The organism is Bacillus sp. DX3.1 (assembly GCF_030292155.1).
Lineage (GTDB): Bacteria > Bacillota > Bacilli > Bacillales > Bacillaceae_G > Bacillus_A.
Genome location: NZ_CP128153.1, coordinates 4,450,683 through 4,465,283 on the forward strand (window position 1 = coordinate 4,450,683; position 14,601 = coordinate 4,465,283).

Below are 14,601 nucleotides of genomic sequence, written 5' to 3' on the forward strand. Positions count from 1 at the left end.
GACTTTACCTTTTATTTTGTAATCGAGCATATTCTTCTTTTGTATTTACATTAAAAAACAACTCTTTTGGCAAATGCAACTCTTCCTCCATCACATACTGTACGTTACATTGTGATAAAAGTTGCCCCATACTTCTTTTTTCTTCGTTCAACAATGCATACAATTTGTCCTTTACCTGGTGATGATACGCAGCTAAAAGCGGTTGTTTTCTTCCATCTATAATGGGAACAATCGCCTCACATTCTTCACTCATTCGTGCTACTAACGCCATTGCCCACTCTTTTGAAACATTCGGCGTATCACACGGAGTAATAATGTACCACTCTGCCTCCACACACTCCATTCCTGTTATAATTCCTGCAAGTGGACCGTTTCCTTTATATAGAGGAATATCTTCTACTACTTGTGCATGAACTAAAGTAGTGATTTGCTCTTTCGTATCAGCATGACTAATAATCACCAAATTTTGCACGACTGATTGCATCACCGTAGCAATATGCTCTATAAATGTTTGACCTTGCCAAACTGCCAATGCTTTCGGTTCTCCAAAACGCCGAGATTGACCTCCCGCTAAAATGATCCCTGCAATACGTTTCATTGACGGTTCAACTCAAATGTAATATGCCCCAGCTCTGGCAAGATTAATTTGCTCATCGCAAGACGAACCGCTCCTGTTGAACCTGGCATAGAAAAAACAACTTTTCGCCCAATCGTTCCGCCAATTGCTCTGCTTAACATTGCTGCGCTTCCGATATCTTCTAAATAACTAATCATGCGAAACAACTCACCAAACCCGACGATTTCCTTATCTAAGAGTGCTCCAACTGCCTCAATCGTTACATCACGCTTTGTAATACCTGTTCCGCCGTTTGTTAATACAACATCGACATCTTCTTGATGATAGCCAGATAATACAGCTTGCCTAATGCTTTCTTTATCATCTTTTACAATTTCATAAGCTGTCACTTCATGACCAGCCTCCATTAATAACTCGTGTAATAACTTACCACTCTTATCCGTTTCTTCTGTTCGTGTATCAGAAATTGTAATGATTTTGCAACGAACCTCTTTAGGTGCTTGTTTTTTATGTTCTGTGACACTCATTCGTATTCTCCCCTTCTTAATAAACTACTCATGATTTTATCATATCGTATAGACACTCTAACAAATATGAGATACATCACATACAATTCTCTATTGCATGACCAAAGCATCATGATACAATATAAGTATATATACCCATAAAAAGGGGTTTATCTGCACTTCGAACTTTACTTTATTGAAACAACATGTCCCACGGATTCCTTTTCTTATAATCCTAATTCCCTTCTATAGATGATATCAACTTTCTAAAATTATACGTATCAATGCCGGACGGCTTCACTCGCTCTTATTTGACTCGTACAGCAATTCCCCTAGCACTGGCATTTTTAGTTGATTGAATTTGGAAACATATGAAAAAGCATGAGTTCATATGCCATTTCCTGCAAGTGGGATGACGAATATGAAAAAATATATTGAGCTAGATGGAGAAGTATACTGCACGTTATTTGTTCGAAAATTAGAGAAAAAGACTAGTACAATCCAACAGAAATTCAATATATTTCTCTTCATACTAACCAATGGAAAATACTTTTTAAAATTTTCATTAGGAGGATCCATATGAAGAAATTTGGAATCATTATTGCTACTTTTTTTCTTCTCACAACAGCCTGCAGCCATTCTACTGAAACAAATACAAAGAAAAATAGCGAGACAACAAATACAATAGATGCAAAAAAAGAAAAGAAAGAAGAAAAAACAAAACCAAATGAAGAACAACAAGTAAAATTGAACCGCGAACTAACTGACATAGAGAAAATGCTGATGAAACCACCCGGAAAATATGCTGGAAAAAACTATGATGAGGCAAAGGTAAAAGAGGAACTCGATAAACTTCCAAAAGATTTAACATCAGAAGAATACTATAATCGCATGTTAAGTCTTTTAGCTGAAGATTACCGTCCATATATTCCAATTTTCGTTAACTTTAATACATCTGTAGAAGTAAACAATGAAAAACCAAGCAATGAAATTACATTGCCTGAAGAGAAAAAAATCCACTTTTCTATTTTACTAGATACGAGCGGAAGTATGGCTGGAAAAGTGGGAGAAAAAACAAAGATGGATGCTGCAAAAGAAGCAATTGAACAATTCTCCGCCCAGCTTCCGAAAAATGCTTCTGTTTCTTTACGAGTATATGGACATAAAGGAAGTAATGAAGAAAAAGATAAGGCGTTATCTTGTGGCGCAACAGAAGAAATATATCGTAGTGCGAGACATGATGAAATAGCACTTAAAAACGCTCTTAACGGCGTAAAACCAACTGGATGGACACCTATTGCCAGCGCATTACAAGAAACGAAAAAAGATATTCCCCAAGACACCCCTGAGGCTATCGTCTATGTTGTAAGTGATGGAATTGAAACTTGCAATGGAAATCCTGTTCAAGCTGCTAAAGACCTGAATAACCAACCAAATATAGAAACAGTTGTAAATATTATTGGATTCGATGTAGATGATGAGGGAAGAAAACAATTAAAAGAAGTTGCAAGTGCGGGAAAAGGTGAATTTACATCAGTTGACGATGAACGTGCGTTAAATGATTATCTCCGCGCACAATATGAAGAATTACAAACTCATTGGCGACAATGGAAAGAACAAGGACAAAAAGAAGCACTAGAGAAAAAAGAACAAAAGAAGAAATTAGTAACTGATACGAAAGAAGCAATAAAAGAGCTCTCTCAAACAGAAAAAGAACACTTAAAGCAAGCACAACAATATGTAAAAGATGAAATTGGAAAATCTCCTGATCATCCGATTCGCGGTACATACAATATGATTATTGATCGCGGCAGTAAGACTTTTGGCTATGCAGTCCATAATGGAAGTAAGCTTTGGAGCGAATCTGTTAACAATGGAATTAATAAATGGAGTGAAATTACAAACGAAGGAAATAAGAAATAACATTGATAAGAAAAACGGAAATTAATTCAAAAGAAGCTTTGCGCCTTCACGCAAAGCTTCTTTCTTCTTATATTATAGACTAGCTTGCTCTTTTAAAGTTGCTGCTTTGTCTGTACGTTCCCATGAAAGGTCTACATCAGTACGTCCGAAGTGGCCGTAAGCTGCTGTTTGTTTGTAAATTGGGCGACGTAAGTCTAACATTTTGATGATACCAGCTGGGCGAAGATCGAAGTTGCTACGTACTAGTTCTACTAATACATCTTCAGATACTTTACCAGTGCCGAATGTATCAACTGAAATTGATACCGGTTGCGCTACGCCGATTGCGTATGCAAGTTGTACTTCTGCTTTTTCAGCAAGACCCGCTGCTACGATGTTTTTCGCAACATAACGAGCTGCGTATGCTGCAGAACGGTCAACCTTTGTTGCATCTTTACCAGAGAATGCACCGCCGCCGTGACGAGCATATCCACCATAAGTATCAACGATAATTTTACGTCCTGTTAAACCAGCATCCCCTTGTGGTCCACCGATTACAAAACGGCCAGTTGGGTTAATGAAGAATTTCGTTTCTTCATCCATTAATTCTGCTGGTACTACAGATTTGATTACGTGCTCTTTTAAATCGCTATCGATTTGTTCCCATGTAACTTCTGGATGATGCTGTGTAGAAATTACAATTGTATCGATACGTACTGGTTTACCATTTTCATCATACTCAACTGTAACTTGCGTTTTACCGTCTGGACGTAAATATTCTAATGTTTCATCTTTACGAACTTCCGTTAAACGACGAGCTAATTTGTGAGCAAGTGAGATTGGAAGTGGCATTAATTCTTTTGTTTCATTACATGCGAAACCAAACATTAAACCTTGGTCACCCGCACCAATTGCTTCAATCTCTTCATCAGTCATTTGACCTTCACGCGCTTCTAACGCTTTGTCAACACCCATTGCGATATCAGCAGATTGCTCATCGATAGCTGTTAAAACTGCACAAGTTTCTGCATCGAATCCGTATTTTGCACGCGTATAGCCGATGCCTTGAATTGTTTCGCGAACGATTTTTGGAATATCTACATAAGTAGAAGTTGTAATTTCCCCCGCTACCAATACTAAACCAGTTGTTACTGTTGTTTCACAAGCTACACGTGCATTTGCGTCTTTTGCTAAGATCGCGTCTAAAATTGAATCAGAAATTTGGTCACAAATTTTATCTGGATGTCCTTCAGTTACAGACTCAGATGTGAACAGATGACGTTTTTTTGTCATGTGGTAAACCTCCCTACAGTAATTGTATATATTGTACGGAACTCATCCTTAATTTGCCACAAACTGCGACATTCATATATTCTCCCACAAGTATAAAGAAAAACCTTTCCTATTTATAATAGAGGAAAGGTTTAATTTGCTACTTGCATACTGCTTTTTGCCCTTTGCTCTTATCGTTCGAGACCAATAAGCCTCGCACAGGTTTTAGCACCTATTCACTTGTCTTTACCGTACAAGTGAGGTTGCTGGGCTTCATCGGGCCTGTCCCTCCGCCAGCTCGGGATAAGAGAGTATCCGTCCCAACCTATACTAAAGAAATGATATTTATTTGTCAATTAATATTCACATATTCCTACAAGTTTTTCACATTTTTTGTCGAATGAAATATCTAGAAAAGAAATAATACATTCGCACAAACAAAAACAAATAAATAGTATACATTATTTATATGATTGTGTTATACTCTTGATGGGGATTACGAGAAATAATTCATTAAATTAAAAAGGATGGTATGTAACTATGAGTACTGTGAATGTCCAAATTGGATTACATGAATTACTGAACGGAAGCAATGCACAGGTTCAATTAAGCGTTCCACAATTAGTGGAAAAAGTACTAATGAGAAATGAAGGAAAATTAACTTCTACTGGTGCAGTTTCTGCTTCAACAGGAAAATATACAGGACGTTCTCCTAAAGATAAATTCATTGTGAAAGAAACATCGGTTGCGGATAAAATTGCTTGGGGACCTGTAAATCAACCGATTTCTGAAGAACATTTTAATAAATTATATACGAAAGTGTTGGAATACTTAAAAGAAAAAGAAGAATTATTCGTATTTAAAGGATTCGCTGGTGCTGACCATAACTATCGTCTTCCAATTCAAGTTGTTAACGAATACGCATGGCATAATTTATTCGTACATCAATTATTCATTCGCCCAACTGAAGAAGAGGCAAAAAATCATGAAGCACAATTTACAATTGTCTCTGCACCTAACTTTAAAGCAGATCCAGAAATTGATGGTACAAATTCTGAAGCATTTATTATGGTGTCTTTTGAAAAACGTATCGTATTAATCGGTGGTACTGAGTATGCTGGAGAAATGAAAAAATCAATCTTCTCTATTATGAACTTCTTACTTCCAGAACAAGATATTCTTTCTATGCACTGTTCTTCAAACGTAGGTGAAGAAGGTGACGTAGCATTATTCTTCGGTTTATCTGGAACAGGTAAAACAACATTATCTGCTGATCCAAACCGTAAATTAATTGGTGACGATGAGCACGGCTGGTCTGATAACGGCGTATTTAACATTGAAGGCGGTTGCTACGCAAAATGTATCAACCTTTCTGAAGAGAAAGAACCACAAATCTTTAATGCCATTACATTTGGATCTGTATTAGAAAACGTTGTAATTGATGACCAAACACGCATAGCAGATTACAATGACACAGCGTTAACAGAAAATACACGTGCTGCATACCCAATTCATGCGATTGATAATATCGTAGTGCCAAGTGTTGCAGGACATCCAAATACAATTATTTTCTTAACTGCTGATGCATCTGGTGTATTACCTCCAATCAGTAAACTAAATAAAGAGCAAGCTATGTATCATTTCTTAAGCGGTTACACTAGTAAACTTGCTGGAACAGAACGCGGTGTTACATCTCCGCAAGCTACATTCTCAACTTGCTTCGGTTCTCCATTCTTACCGCTTGATGCATCTCGCTACGCAGAGATGCTTGGTGAAAAAATTGAGAAACATGATGCAAAAGTGTTCTTAGTTAACACAGGATGGACTGGCGGCGAATATGGCGTTGGTAAACGTATGAACTTAGGCTATACTCGTGCAATGGTGCAAGCTGCATTAAACGGAGAACTTGATAACGCTGAAACAGCTAAACATGACATCTTCGGTCTTGAAGTGCCGCTTCATGTTCCTGGTGTACCTGATGAAGTATTAATGCCTGAACAAACATGGGCTGATAAAGCTGCTTACAACGCAAAAGCAAATGAGCTTGCAGGTAAATTCAAAGAAAACTTCAAGAAGTTTGATACCGTTTCTGAAAATATCATAAAACTTGGTGGCCCAATCGCTTAATTTGAATTTTACTGTTGAAATAACCCTTACTCATATGAATAAGTATGCTGTTATTGTAAAGTCCGCGTACTCACCGACAAAACCCATGCGGCTTTGCAATTACACACACTTAGATAAAAAGAGGCTTACGAGTTTTTCGTAAGCCTCTTCTTTTTATTTATCCCCCATTAACAGGTAGTAATACCTCCACCTTAAAATTCTGCAAGAAATAACGAAGTTAGGTGGGATAAACTGTCCGTAAAAGCCCGATTAGTGAGGGCTAATGATCATTCGGGAATGTCTCCCACTGATCAAAGTTTCACTTTATTCTCATCTTTCATACTGTAATATCCTAAGTTAATCACGATTAAAAAATAACCACCCATAATCCCAACAGCAAATGCCCACATGACCATATGGTGTTCAATTTCATACATAATAACAGCACCTAGTATTGCTGCAGCAAGTCGATTAATCATACCTAACGATGGCGCTTTGCTCTTTTTTACAATACTGTCTCCAAGCTTTTCAATCCGTCTTCCTAAAATCCATACACAATACATACTAACAAGTAAACCGATTCCTACACCTAAAAAATGTGCGGAAAAAGGGGTCATTGCCCATCCTAATAACATCGCACCTAGTAAATAGTACATTTGTACCTTAAATGCTCGTAATGACATACTAATCATGGTGTTCTCCTTTACAACTATCATCATATTTACATATCATCAGACTTTATCTGTTATATAAATACAAATTAAAAAACCGACATAAAACCCTTCTTTTTAGGTGAGAGAGAGCATCCGGCCATGCATAGAAGCGGTCAGATCCTTTTCCTGCCCCATGCCAAGTGAAAACAAAGAGAGAAAACGAGTGCAGGTCACCTTTTGTTATCCATAGCCGCGGCTATATGCCGAAAAATTAAAATGGATTTATATACATTCAAAACACTATAAACATAGTTTTTATAGTGTTAAAATATTTTTTTAAAATAATATTATACAAGATTTTCTATATAGTGGCAGGGGATTTTGTGACGCTTTTGCAAACATTTTTCTAGATTTATAAAAAAAAATGATATCAATCTACAAAAACATGGATATTATGTAGTAAGTACAAAAATAGAAGGGGGCGTATGATGATTTACCTTTTAATGGCTCTCATTCATTTTCTCATTCCGGCACTTATTGGATTAACTTTATATTGGTACACAAAAAACCATAGCATTTTCTATGCAGTTCTCGGTGTTCTTCTTACTGGTATTATACTCATCGCATTTTTCCGCTTACCTTTTCTCAACTTAATTCCGTTTATTACCTCTATTTTGTTTCTAATTTTATTACCTAAAATAAAAAAATAGGAAAGCAGATCATTTCTGATCTGTTTTCCTATTTTGATATATTTCCTTGTATAACTGGCTGTTCTTCCAACTTTTCAGACTTCACAAACCATAATCCGAGAAAAATAATACATCCGCCAATGATTTGCTGCAATGATATTTGCTCTTTTGCCCATCCAGCCGCAAATACAACCGCCACAAGCGGTGTAATATACATATACACCATCGTATGAGACGCACCGATTTTTTGAATCCCTACATACCACATGACTAGCCCAAATACCGTTACAAAAAAAATAGAGTATAATAGCGCGAACCATGTAATTCCATGTTCAACCCTAAACGGCAACCAAACAATATGCCACCCGCTCAGTATAACGAGCGGAATCGCCCCAACAACAGCTGACCATGCAGTAACGCGCAGTGCCGAATATTTTTTTATCAGCGGCGCTGCCAACACTGGGTACATTCCCCAGCAAATAGATGTAATAAGCCCAATTCCATTTCCGTAAAAAGACCCGGCAAGTGAATGTCCTGCTAATAAAACCAGTGCCGCACCAGTGCAAGCTATAACAGAACCAACTAACTTTCGCGAGGAAAACTTCTCTTGTTTCAAAAAAATTGCAAACATCGTTGTAAAAATAGGTGAAATAGAAATGAGTAACGAAGCGTTCGTAGCGGAAGTATATTTGATAGTTTCCATGAATAATGTTTGATACAGTATTATGCCAACAATACTAACAACAATGAGCCTTGGTATGTCTCTTCGCTCCATGTACAATGATTTTTCAATATACAATGTAAGCAATAATAATAGCGGTGCTGCTGAAACCATACGGAGTGCGGTAAACTCAACCGCCGTAAACTCCTCGAGTCCATATTTCCCAATCGTATAATTCACACCCCAAATGATGACAACACTTAATAGTAATAATTCAATCCCCCATCGTCTCATGTATAATCCCCCCTCTGCAAAGAAAATTATACAGAAGATTCAATCTAGTGTACATTTTATTAACTATATAAATCCATTTTGATTTTTTGACATATAAGCCGCGGCTATGGATAACAAAAGGTGACCTGCACTCGTTTTCGCTCTTTGTTTTCTCTTGGCATGGGGCAGGAAAAGGATCTGACCGCTTCTATGCATGGCCGGATGCTCTCTCCCACCTAAAAAGAAGGGGTTTATCCCGCATTAACGGACAGTAATACCCCCACCTCAAATTTCTGCAGAAAGCAAAGAAGTTAGGTGGGGGATAAACTGCCCGTAAAAGCCCGATTGGTTCAACTAATAATCAGTGGGGGATGAAGAAAACCCCCACTGATTAAAGTTTCACTTTATGTCGGTTTTTTAATTTGTATTTATATAACAAAGTTTCATAAGAAAAAGGAGCGCACAATTCGCTCCTTCTAAATTAATTACACTCTAATATGAAGTTTCATGTTCGGATTATAAAATTGACTCGGGCTTTTTAATTGAAAATGCCCCCCTGATTTATGCAAATCAACAGTCAAGTTATCATCCATGAAAACAAGCTTCGTTCGATCCGCAATAAACTGGAACTTGTTTGATGCAATATCCACATCACGCTCATCTTTTTCTGATACAGCAACTAAGTCAATAATCCCACACATTACACAGCCGCATCCTTCTATATCGTAAAATAATTTAATATAGTTTGCATCACTTGGAATCGTATCCACAATTTTTTTATATGCTGCATCTGTTACGGTAACATTCATATATTATTCCTCCTACGTCATTACATAGCACTTCTTATATTGTACCATCCTTTTTGTGAATTCTATCCGCTTATTGTATACAGAAAATTAAGACTAATATACAATATATGTCATAAAGGAGGATGTACAATGTCAGCTTTACAAGAAGTACAACACGCATTAGATGATTTATTTCAAATTAGAAAGTACGGAAAGGACACTGCCTTCAGCCGCTTTATTCCTGCTGTATATGATTCAATTAAGTTCCCTTGGCAACAATTCTTCGAAACTGATTTTATTACTTATTTTAACGGTCTAATGATGAAAGGTGCCGAAACAGTAAATACCATCTTTTTAGCAGTATTCCCAACAGATGATGTCCTTGAAAAGTTTATCACGCAGGCTCAGCCAGGAGATCTATTGTTTATGCATCATCCACTTGTTATGGAATGCGGTGATCCACTTGGAAAATCAGGTAGAGGCTTTGTCTCCATCCCTCCTCGCTACTTACAGGCTATCAAGGAAAAAGAACTATCTGTATACACATGTCACGTTCCTATGGACCACCATCAAACTTACGGAACAAGCATCGCTATTGCCAAAGCACTGCAAGCACATGTAGTAGATGGATTTTGCTACGACGGAACGGATGAACCAGTTGGACTAATTTGCGAAATCTCTGAAACAACAACGAGTGTTCTTGAGCAGCACCTACAAGAAATGTTTGAGATTCCATATATAGACTTTGAAGGAAAAAGACACGAAGCAATTACGAAAGTTGCCATTATTGCTGGATGTGGTGATAAAGTTGATCTACTAAAAGAAGCAGAAACAAAAGGGGCGCAAGCATATATCACAGGAGAAATTCATTGCCATATTGATAACGAATATGGACAATATAAATATTCATTAATTGAAGATTATGTCACACAAACGAACATGTCACTCATTGGTGTTTCACATTCCGCTTCCGAATACTTAGTGAAGAAAACATTGATGCGAGACTGGTTTATACAAAATTTCAATGCAGACATTGTTTTACTACCGCAGAAAAAATGGTGGTATTAAATACGTATCCGAATATTCTTATTCAGTATCATAGCTGTTGCGTGTTTTCTGTTAAGCGCATGTACAAATAATCCAGATGACAAAATAAAGAAAGCCGTATGGGATCAATTAGCTGAACATCATAAAGAAGAAGTAGTTGGTGACTGGAAAAATGCTAAAGTTACAACCGAAGCATTACAATCAGGAATATCTTCTGTAAAAGATTCATCTTACATTGGAAAAGAAGTATACCGCGTCTCTTTTTCATCCAATCGCTCTCCAGGTCTAGGTAATTTAGATGCAATTGTTGATATGGAAACAAAGAAAGTAATTAGGTTTAGTATGCGAGACTAATTGGAGGAGTTTATGAAATATATACTCGCGAATTTTTAAATTCACATAATTTTCAATACTCAACTCCTATAAATGTTGCGACCTGTTATATACTAGACTTATAAGTTCCTAAGTAACACTCCCTGTTTAAACTGTTTTGTTTAATTACCCTGTTATCCAATATAACCAAAAAAAAGAACTTGTAGATATGCTACAAGTTCTTTTTAAATCTATTTATTTATATTTTAATGATCCTAATATCATAAAAAAACATCGTATTAAGATACATACACGAATCTGTTTGTAAGTGATTCTATTCAAAATCAAGCCAAATACCATTTTACAGTTATACCAGGATTCTTAACATTCTTGATTGAATCGAATCACTCATTAGAACGATTAAGTTGATTTGCTACAAGTGAAGCGTATGCTTCTGCACCCACTTTCGTTAAATGTACGCCATCTGGTTCAAAGTACGTCTTATTTCCAGCGCTTGCTGAATACCAATCGACTAACGTCACATTTGGGTAAGTTGATGCTACTTCCTTTAATTTTTGATTAACCAATGATTCCCATGGACGTGGTACCCTTGTATTGATTAACACAATTTTACGTTCATTCCCGATCAATTGTATTAGTGATACCAATTGATCATTGGTAAAAGCTCCGTTGGTACCTAATCCAATAATGACACGATTTCCTAAATTCCCCTCACTCTTCATTTTCTCTACCGCGGTAATTGCTTCAGACATTTGTCGACCAATCTTTGCATCAATCTTAATATTAGGAAAAGTATTTTTCAAATATGGAGCGATGTCAATCATAATTGAATCACCAATGGCCGTAACGGTTAGAGGCTCTTCAGGCTTTGAGGAAACAGCTTCTTTTTTTTCTTTATTTTGAGGTGGTTCCTCTCTTACTATAGTTGGATGTTTAGGCTGCTCTTGTTGCACCGTTTCCACTGTATCTTTCTTCGGATTATTCTTTGCCTGGCTAGCCGTTGTTAAACCAAAAGCAGCTACCGCAGAAATTAATAGTGCACTTACTAAAGCTAGCTTACCACCTAATACTAAATTTCTTATTCTCCAGTTCTTGAAACTAACATTCTTCAGTGCCCCTTGACGTATTGGATTTTCAATAAACTTCCACGAAATTTGTGCAACAAATATAATAAGTACAAATTGCAAAATCGCCCTCGTAAGCTGAAATTCACCCGTACTTACTTGCGGGCTCGTCAATGTAATAATCGGATAATGCCAAAGATATATTCCATAAGATCGTACACCCATCCACCGTAAAGGTCTAAAGTTTAGAACTTTAGCGATTCGGCTTGTAGGATGAGCAAGATTTGCCACTAACAAGGCAGTCGCAACCGATAAAAGGACCATTCCTCCTCGGTATAGAAAAGGATCATACTGATTCGTCTTCCAAAACATAATGAGAATGACGATTAGAGCAATCCCGCCTATAATATCCAAAACGAGACGTGCTGGCGGCAAAATTCTATGAGCAAGCCTTCTGCTCGGCCAAATGAAAGCCAGTGCTGCGCCAATAAGTAATGAAAAAGCCCTTGTATCAGTACCGTAATAAATTCTACTCGGGTCAGCCCCTGGTTCATACAGGATTCCCATTGCTAACGCTGAGGCAATTGCTCCTAGAAGAATGAATAAAATGATGCGCGACTGCTTTTTTATGTAACGGAATGCTAGGCTAATCATAAACGGCCAGATTACATAAAACTGTTCTTCAACAGCTAACGACCAAAAATGATTCAGCGGAGAAAGTTGGCTAAAGCTATCAAAGTATGATACTTTATGGTAAATATACCACCAGTTACTGAAATATAATAAAGCTGCGAGTGAATCTCCACGCATCTTTCCTAGTAAAGAACTATGGAAAATTGTAATCCATGCCAAGACTACTATGAGCATAACAAGCATTCCAGGAAGTAATCGCTTTGCTCTACTGAGCCAAAACTTCTTCAAATCAATTTTCTCACTTTGTATCCATTCAGCAGCAAGAATATCCGTAATTAAATAACCAGAAAGCACAAAAAATACAGTAACACCTAGAAATCCCCCAGGCATCCAATTAAAATTGATATGATACAAAATAACACCTAGTATAGCTAGGCCTCTTAGGCTATCTAATCCAACCATATAGCGACTATTTTTTTTTATTGGTGTGGGCATTCACAGTCCCCTCCATATCCATTTGAAAATTCCAAAAATAATTATACTATAAGATTCTATCAATCATTTCTTTCTGTTTTACACCTAAAAAGTATAAAATAAATAAAAAATAAAAAAGTTACAAAAATATCACAAAACGCACCAACAAAAATACTTGTTTTTTACGATAACATACGCAGTATATAGAATTTTATCATGTCCTCCGGTATCGTAGAATAGTTTGTATGAATAAACTTTCTCTTGTAATGACTTCCTACTCATCGAAGTAAAAAAAGGATGCCCTAAAAGCTTTACTTTTAAGACATCCTCTTTTCTTATTAGCCAACACTCTGAACTCTACCAATTTGCCCATCTTGCAATCGTACTTTAATACCATACGTATGAGTTTCTGAATTTGTTAAAATATCTTTTACAACACGGCTATGGATAACAAAAAGTGACCTGCACTCGTTTTCTCTCTTTGTTTTCACTTCGCATGGGGCAGAAAAAGGATCTGACCGCTTCTATGCATGGCCGGATGCTCTCTCCCGCCTAAAAAGAAGAGTTTTATGTCGGTTTTTAAATTTGTATTTATATAATTATCGTATTTTCTATTCCGCAATCACTCTTCTCAATACAGCAAAAAAGAATCCGTGCCCTAGACGGATTCTTTTTATCCCCAGTAATAATATGCTAATGTTTTTTATCCGAGTATTACCAGCCCCATCAAAATCATGAGCGCAAAAGGGAAAAATAACAAAAGTATGTTAATGACAAACCATAATCGTAATAATCCTTTACTAACATTTCTATTTTTTCGTTGTCTATAAATAATGATAAGTGATACCAACGCTAAAGTCGGGATCAAAACCAAACTAATTACACCAAAATTCGGATCTGATGCATCATGTAGCTCTTCTATTAAGGGGAAAAATGATAGAATATTTAATGCTAATAATATTAAAAGTACCTTGGATGACTTTAATACTTTCACTTTTATCCACCTCTATCAATTACTTTATGAGGGGAAAAAGCCAAATTTTCCATATAATGCATAAAATCAATAAAAATGTAAAATCAGTAAAATCTAATTTTGGGCCTTTCTTTACATTCATATCCAACCAGATATGAATCAGTTTTCTTTCCCTATATTTATGAACAGTTTTCTTTGCAAATCGGTAAATAAGAACTTGCATTATCATAAAACCCGCTACAAATATAAGTATTAAAACTAGAAAATCGATCACCTTATTTCTGTACTGCTTTCTCTAATATACGATGCTTAAGTAGCCATTCTTCAAACTTAGCACTACCAAATTCCCAACTTAAATCATTGGCCTGTACGGAAAACACACGATACCCTGAATGCTCATCCATATACGTATCTTCCTGTAATTCAACCTGCTGAATCCCATAAAATGCAAAGTTAAAAAATACATCCCACACATCTGCATCTTTTCTTTTATAAGCAACCGATTCCACATCATACTCATCTCCAAAATAGTCGAGATGTAAATGCATGTTATCATCATATTCATATTTCATCTCAATCACCCCTTATAATTGTACTTCTTTCCCTCCTAAAAAATTCCTCCTTTGTCCACTCACATCTAGGCACTTATC

At 36.6% G+C, this 14,601-nt stretch carries 14 protein-coding genes, 1 pseudogene and 1 riboswitch; of the genes and pseudogenes, 4 read left to right on the forward strand and 11 right to left on the reverse strand.

Going from position 1 to position 14,601, the window contains the following annotated elements:
• Positions 1 to 4: 4 nt before the first annotated feature.
• Both mobA and QRE67_RS22335 read right to left on the reverse strand, forming a co-directional pair.
• Positions 5 to 598: a molybdenum cofactor guanylyltransferase gene (gene mobA / locus QRE67_RS22330; protein WP_286122372.1), complete on the reverse strand. Its 594-nt coding sequence runs from the start codon at positions 596 to 598 to the stop codon at positions 5 to 7.
• Positions 595 to 1,104, reverse strand: a complete 510-nt coding sequence (locus QRE67_RS22335) for a MogA/MoaB family molybdenum cofactor biosynthesis protein (protein WP_286122373.1) — start codon at positions 1,102 to 1,104, stop codon at positions 595 to 597. The genes mobA and QRE67_RS22335 overlap by 4 nt, the downstream gene beginning before the upstream one ends.
• Positions 1,105 to 1,662: 558 nt before the next feature.
• On the opposite strand from QRE67_RS22335, the gene QRE67_RS22340 reads away from it, so the two are divergent.
• A complete protein-coding gene (locus tag QRE67_RS22340; protein WP_286122374.1) occupies positions 1,663 to 3,006 on the forward strand; it encodes a VWA domain-containing protein in 1,344 nt (447 codons plus the stop codon).
• 72 nt (positions 3,007 to 3,078) lie between these two features.
• Here QRE67_RS22340 and metK read toward each other — a convergent pair whose 3' ends face one another.
• Positions 3,079 to 4,278, reverse strand: coding sequence for a methionine adenosyltransferase (gene metK / locus QRE67_RS22345; protein ID WP_286122375.1), 1,200 nt, complete (start codon positions 4,276 to 4,278; stop codon positions 3,079 to 3,081).
• A 167-nt stretch (positions 4,279 to 4,445) separates the two neighbouring features.
• A riboswitch (SAM riboswitch) is annotated at positions 4,446 to 4,567 on the reverse strand.
• A 230-nt stretch (positions 4,568 to 4,797) separates the two neighbouring features.
• On the opposite strand from metK, the gene pckA reads away from it, so the two are divergent.
• Positions 4,798 to 6,384 carry a phosphoenolpyruvate carboxykinase (ATP) gene (gene pckA, locus QRE67_RS22350; protein WP_286122376.1) on the forward strand — a complete coding sequence of 529 codons (1,587 nt, stop codon included), beginning with the start codon at positions 4,798 to 4,800 and terminating at the stop codon, positions 6,382 to 6,384.
• Positions 6,385 to 6,674: 290 nt separating this feature from the next.
• On the opposite strand, the gene QRE67_RS22355 is transcribed toward pckA, so the two are convergent.
• On the reverse strand, positions 6,675 to 7,055 hold the full coding sequence (locus QRE67_RS22355) for an ATP synthase subunit I (protein WP_286122377.1): 381 nt from the start codon (positions 7,053 to 7,055) through the stop codon (positions 6,675 to 6,677).
• A 449-nt stretch (positions 7,056 to 7,504) separates the two neighbouring features.
• Between QRE67_RS22355 and QRE67_RS22360 the strand changes: the two genes are divergently transcribed.
• Positions 7,505 to 7,726 carry a hypothetical protein gene (locus QRE67_RS22360; RefSeq protein ID WP_286125358.1) on the forward strand — a complete coding sequence of 74 codons (222 nt, stop codon included), beginning with the start codon at positions 7,505 to 7,507 and terminating at the stop codon, positions 7,724 to 7,726.
• A gap of 28 nt (positions 7,727 to 7,754) precedes the next feature.
• On the opposite strand, the gene QRE67_RS22365 is transcribed toward QRE67_RS22360, so the two are convergent.
• Together QRE67_RS22365 and QRE67_RS22370 are read right to left on the reverse strand one after the other, a co-directional pair.
• Complete coding sequence (locus QRE67_RS22365) at positions 7,755 to 8,660, reverse strand: DMT family transporter (protein WP_286122378.1); 906 nt, start codon at positions 8,658 to 8,660, stop codon at positions 7,755 to 7,757.
• 464 nt (positions 8,661 to 9,124) lie between these two features.
• The gene (locus QRE67_RS22370; protein WP_286122379.1) at positions 9,125 to 9,448 is read right to left on the reverse strand and encodes an iron-sulfur cluster biosynthesis family protein; all 324 of its coding nucleotides are present in this window, start codon (positions 9,446 to 9,448) and stop codon (positions 9,125 to 9,127) included.
• Positions 9,449 to 9,577: 129 nt separating this feature from the next.
• Here QRE67_RS22370 and QRE67_RS22375 point away from each other — a divergent pair, with 129 nt between their 5' ends.
• The gene (locus QRE67_RS22375; protein ID WP_286122380.1) at positions 9,578 to 10,495 is read left to right on the forward strand and encodes a Nif3-like dinuclear metal center hexameric protein; all 918 of its coding nucleotides are present in this window, start codon (positions 9,578 to 9,580) and stop codon (positions 10,493 to 10,495) included.
• A gap of 695 nt (positions 10,496 to 11,190) precedes the next feature.
• On the opposite strand, the gene QRE67_RS22380 is transcribed toward QRE67_RS22375, so the two are convergent.
• The 5 genes and pseudogenes from QRE67_RS22380 to QRE67_RS22400 all read right to left on the reverse strand — a co-directional run bounded on the left by QRE67_RS22380 (position 11,191) and on the right by QRE67_RS22400 (position 14,523).
• A complete protein-coding gene (locus tag QRE67_RS22380; RefSeq protein WP_286122381.1) occupies positions 11,191 to 12,999 on the reverse strand; it encodes an acyltransferase family protein in 1,809 nt (602 codons plus the stop codon).
• Between the two features lie 317 nt (positions 13,000 to 13,316).
• A pseudogene (locus tag QRE67_RS22385) lies at positions 13,317 to 13,421 on the reverse strand (DUF2196 domain-containing protein); the annotation flags it as partial.
• Between the two features lie 260 nt (positions 13,422 to 13,681).
• Entirely contained in the window at positions 13,682 to 13,972 is a 291-nt protein-coding gene (locus QRE67_RS22390; RefSeq protein ID WP_286122382.1) for a hypothetical protein, read from the reverse strand.
• A 19-nt stretch (positions 13,973 to 13,991) separates the two neighbouring features.
• Positions 13,992 to 14,225: a hypothetical protein gene (locus tag QRE67_RS22395; protein WP_286122383.1), complete on the reverse strand. Its 234-nt coding sequence runs from the start codon at positions 14,223 to 14,225 to the stop codon at positions 13,992 to 13,994.
• Between the two features lies 1 nt (position 14,226).
• Positions 14,227 to 14,523 carry a DUF3986 family protein gene (locus QRE67_RS22400; RefSeq protein ID WP_286122384.1) on the reverse strand — a complete coding sequence of 99 codons (297 nt, stop codon included), beginning with the start codon at positions 14,521 to 14,523 and terminating at the stop codon, positions 14,227 to 14,229.
• Positions 14,524 to 14,601: the final 78 nt, after the last annotated feature.

Coding starts and splice junctions, on each gene's coding strand:
- QRE67_RS22380 (WP_286122381.1), bottom strand. CDS start 12,999: ATGCCCACACCAATAAAAAAAAATAGTCGCTATATGGTTGGATTAGAT.
- QRE67_RS22340 (WP_286122374.1), top strand. CDS start 1,663: ATGAAGAAATTTGGAATCATTATTGCTACTTTTTTTCTTCTCACAACA.
- pckA (WP_286122376.1), top strand. CDS start 4,798: ATGAGTACTGTGAATGTCCAAATTGGATTACATGAATTACTGAACGGA.
- QRE67_RS22355 (WP_286122377.1), bottom strand. CDS start 7,055: ATGATTAGTATGTCATTACGAGCATTTAAGGTACAAATGTACTATTTA.
- metK (WP_286122375.1), bottom strand. CDS start 4,278: ATGACAAAAAAACGTCATCTGTTCACATCTGAGTCTGTAACTGAAGGA.
- QRE67_RS22400 (WP_286122384.1), bottom strand. CDS start 14,523: ATGAAATATGAATATGATGATAACATGCATTTACATCTCGACTATTTT.
- mobA (WP_286122372.1), bottom strand. CDS start 598: ATGAAACGTATTGCAGGGATCATTTTAGCGGGAGGTCAATCTCGGCGT.
- QRE67_RS22360 (WP_286125358.1), top strand. CDS start 7,505: ATGATTTACCTTTTAATGGCTCTCATTCATTTTCTCATTCCGGCACTT.
- QRE67_RS22375 (WP_286122380.1), top strand. CDS start 9,578: ATGTCAGCTTTACAAGAAGTACAACACGCATTAGATGATTTATTTCAA.
- QRE67_RS22335 (WP_286122373.1), bottom strand. CDS start 1,104: ATGAGTGTCACAGAACATAAAAAACAAGCACCTAAAGAGGTTCGTTGC.
- QRE67_RS22365 (WP_286122378.1), bottom strand. CDS start 8,660: ATGAGACGATGGGGGATTGAATTATTACTATTAAGTGTTGTCATCATT.
- QRE67_RS22370 (WP_286122379.1), bottom strand. CDS start 9,448: ATGAATGTTACCGTAACAGATGCAGCATATAAAAAAATTGTGGATACG.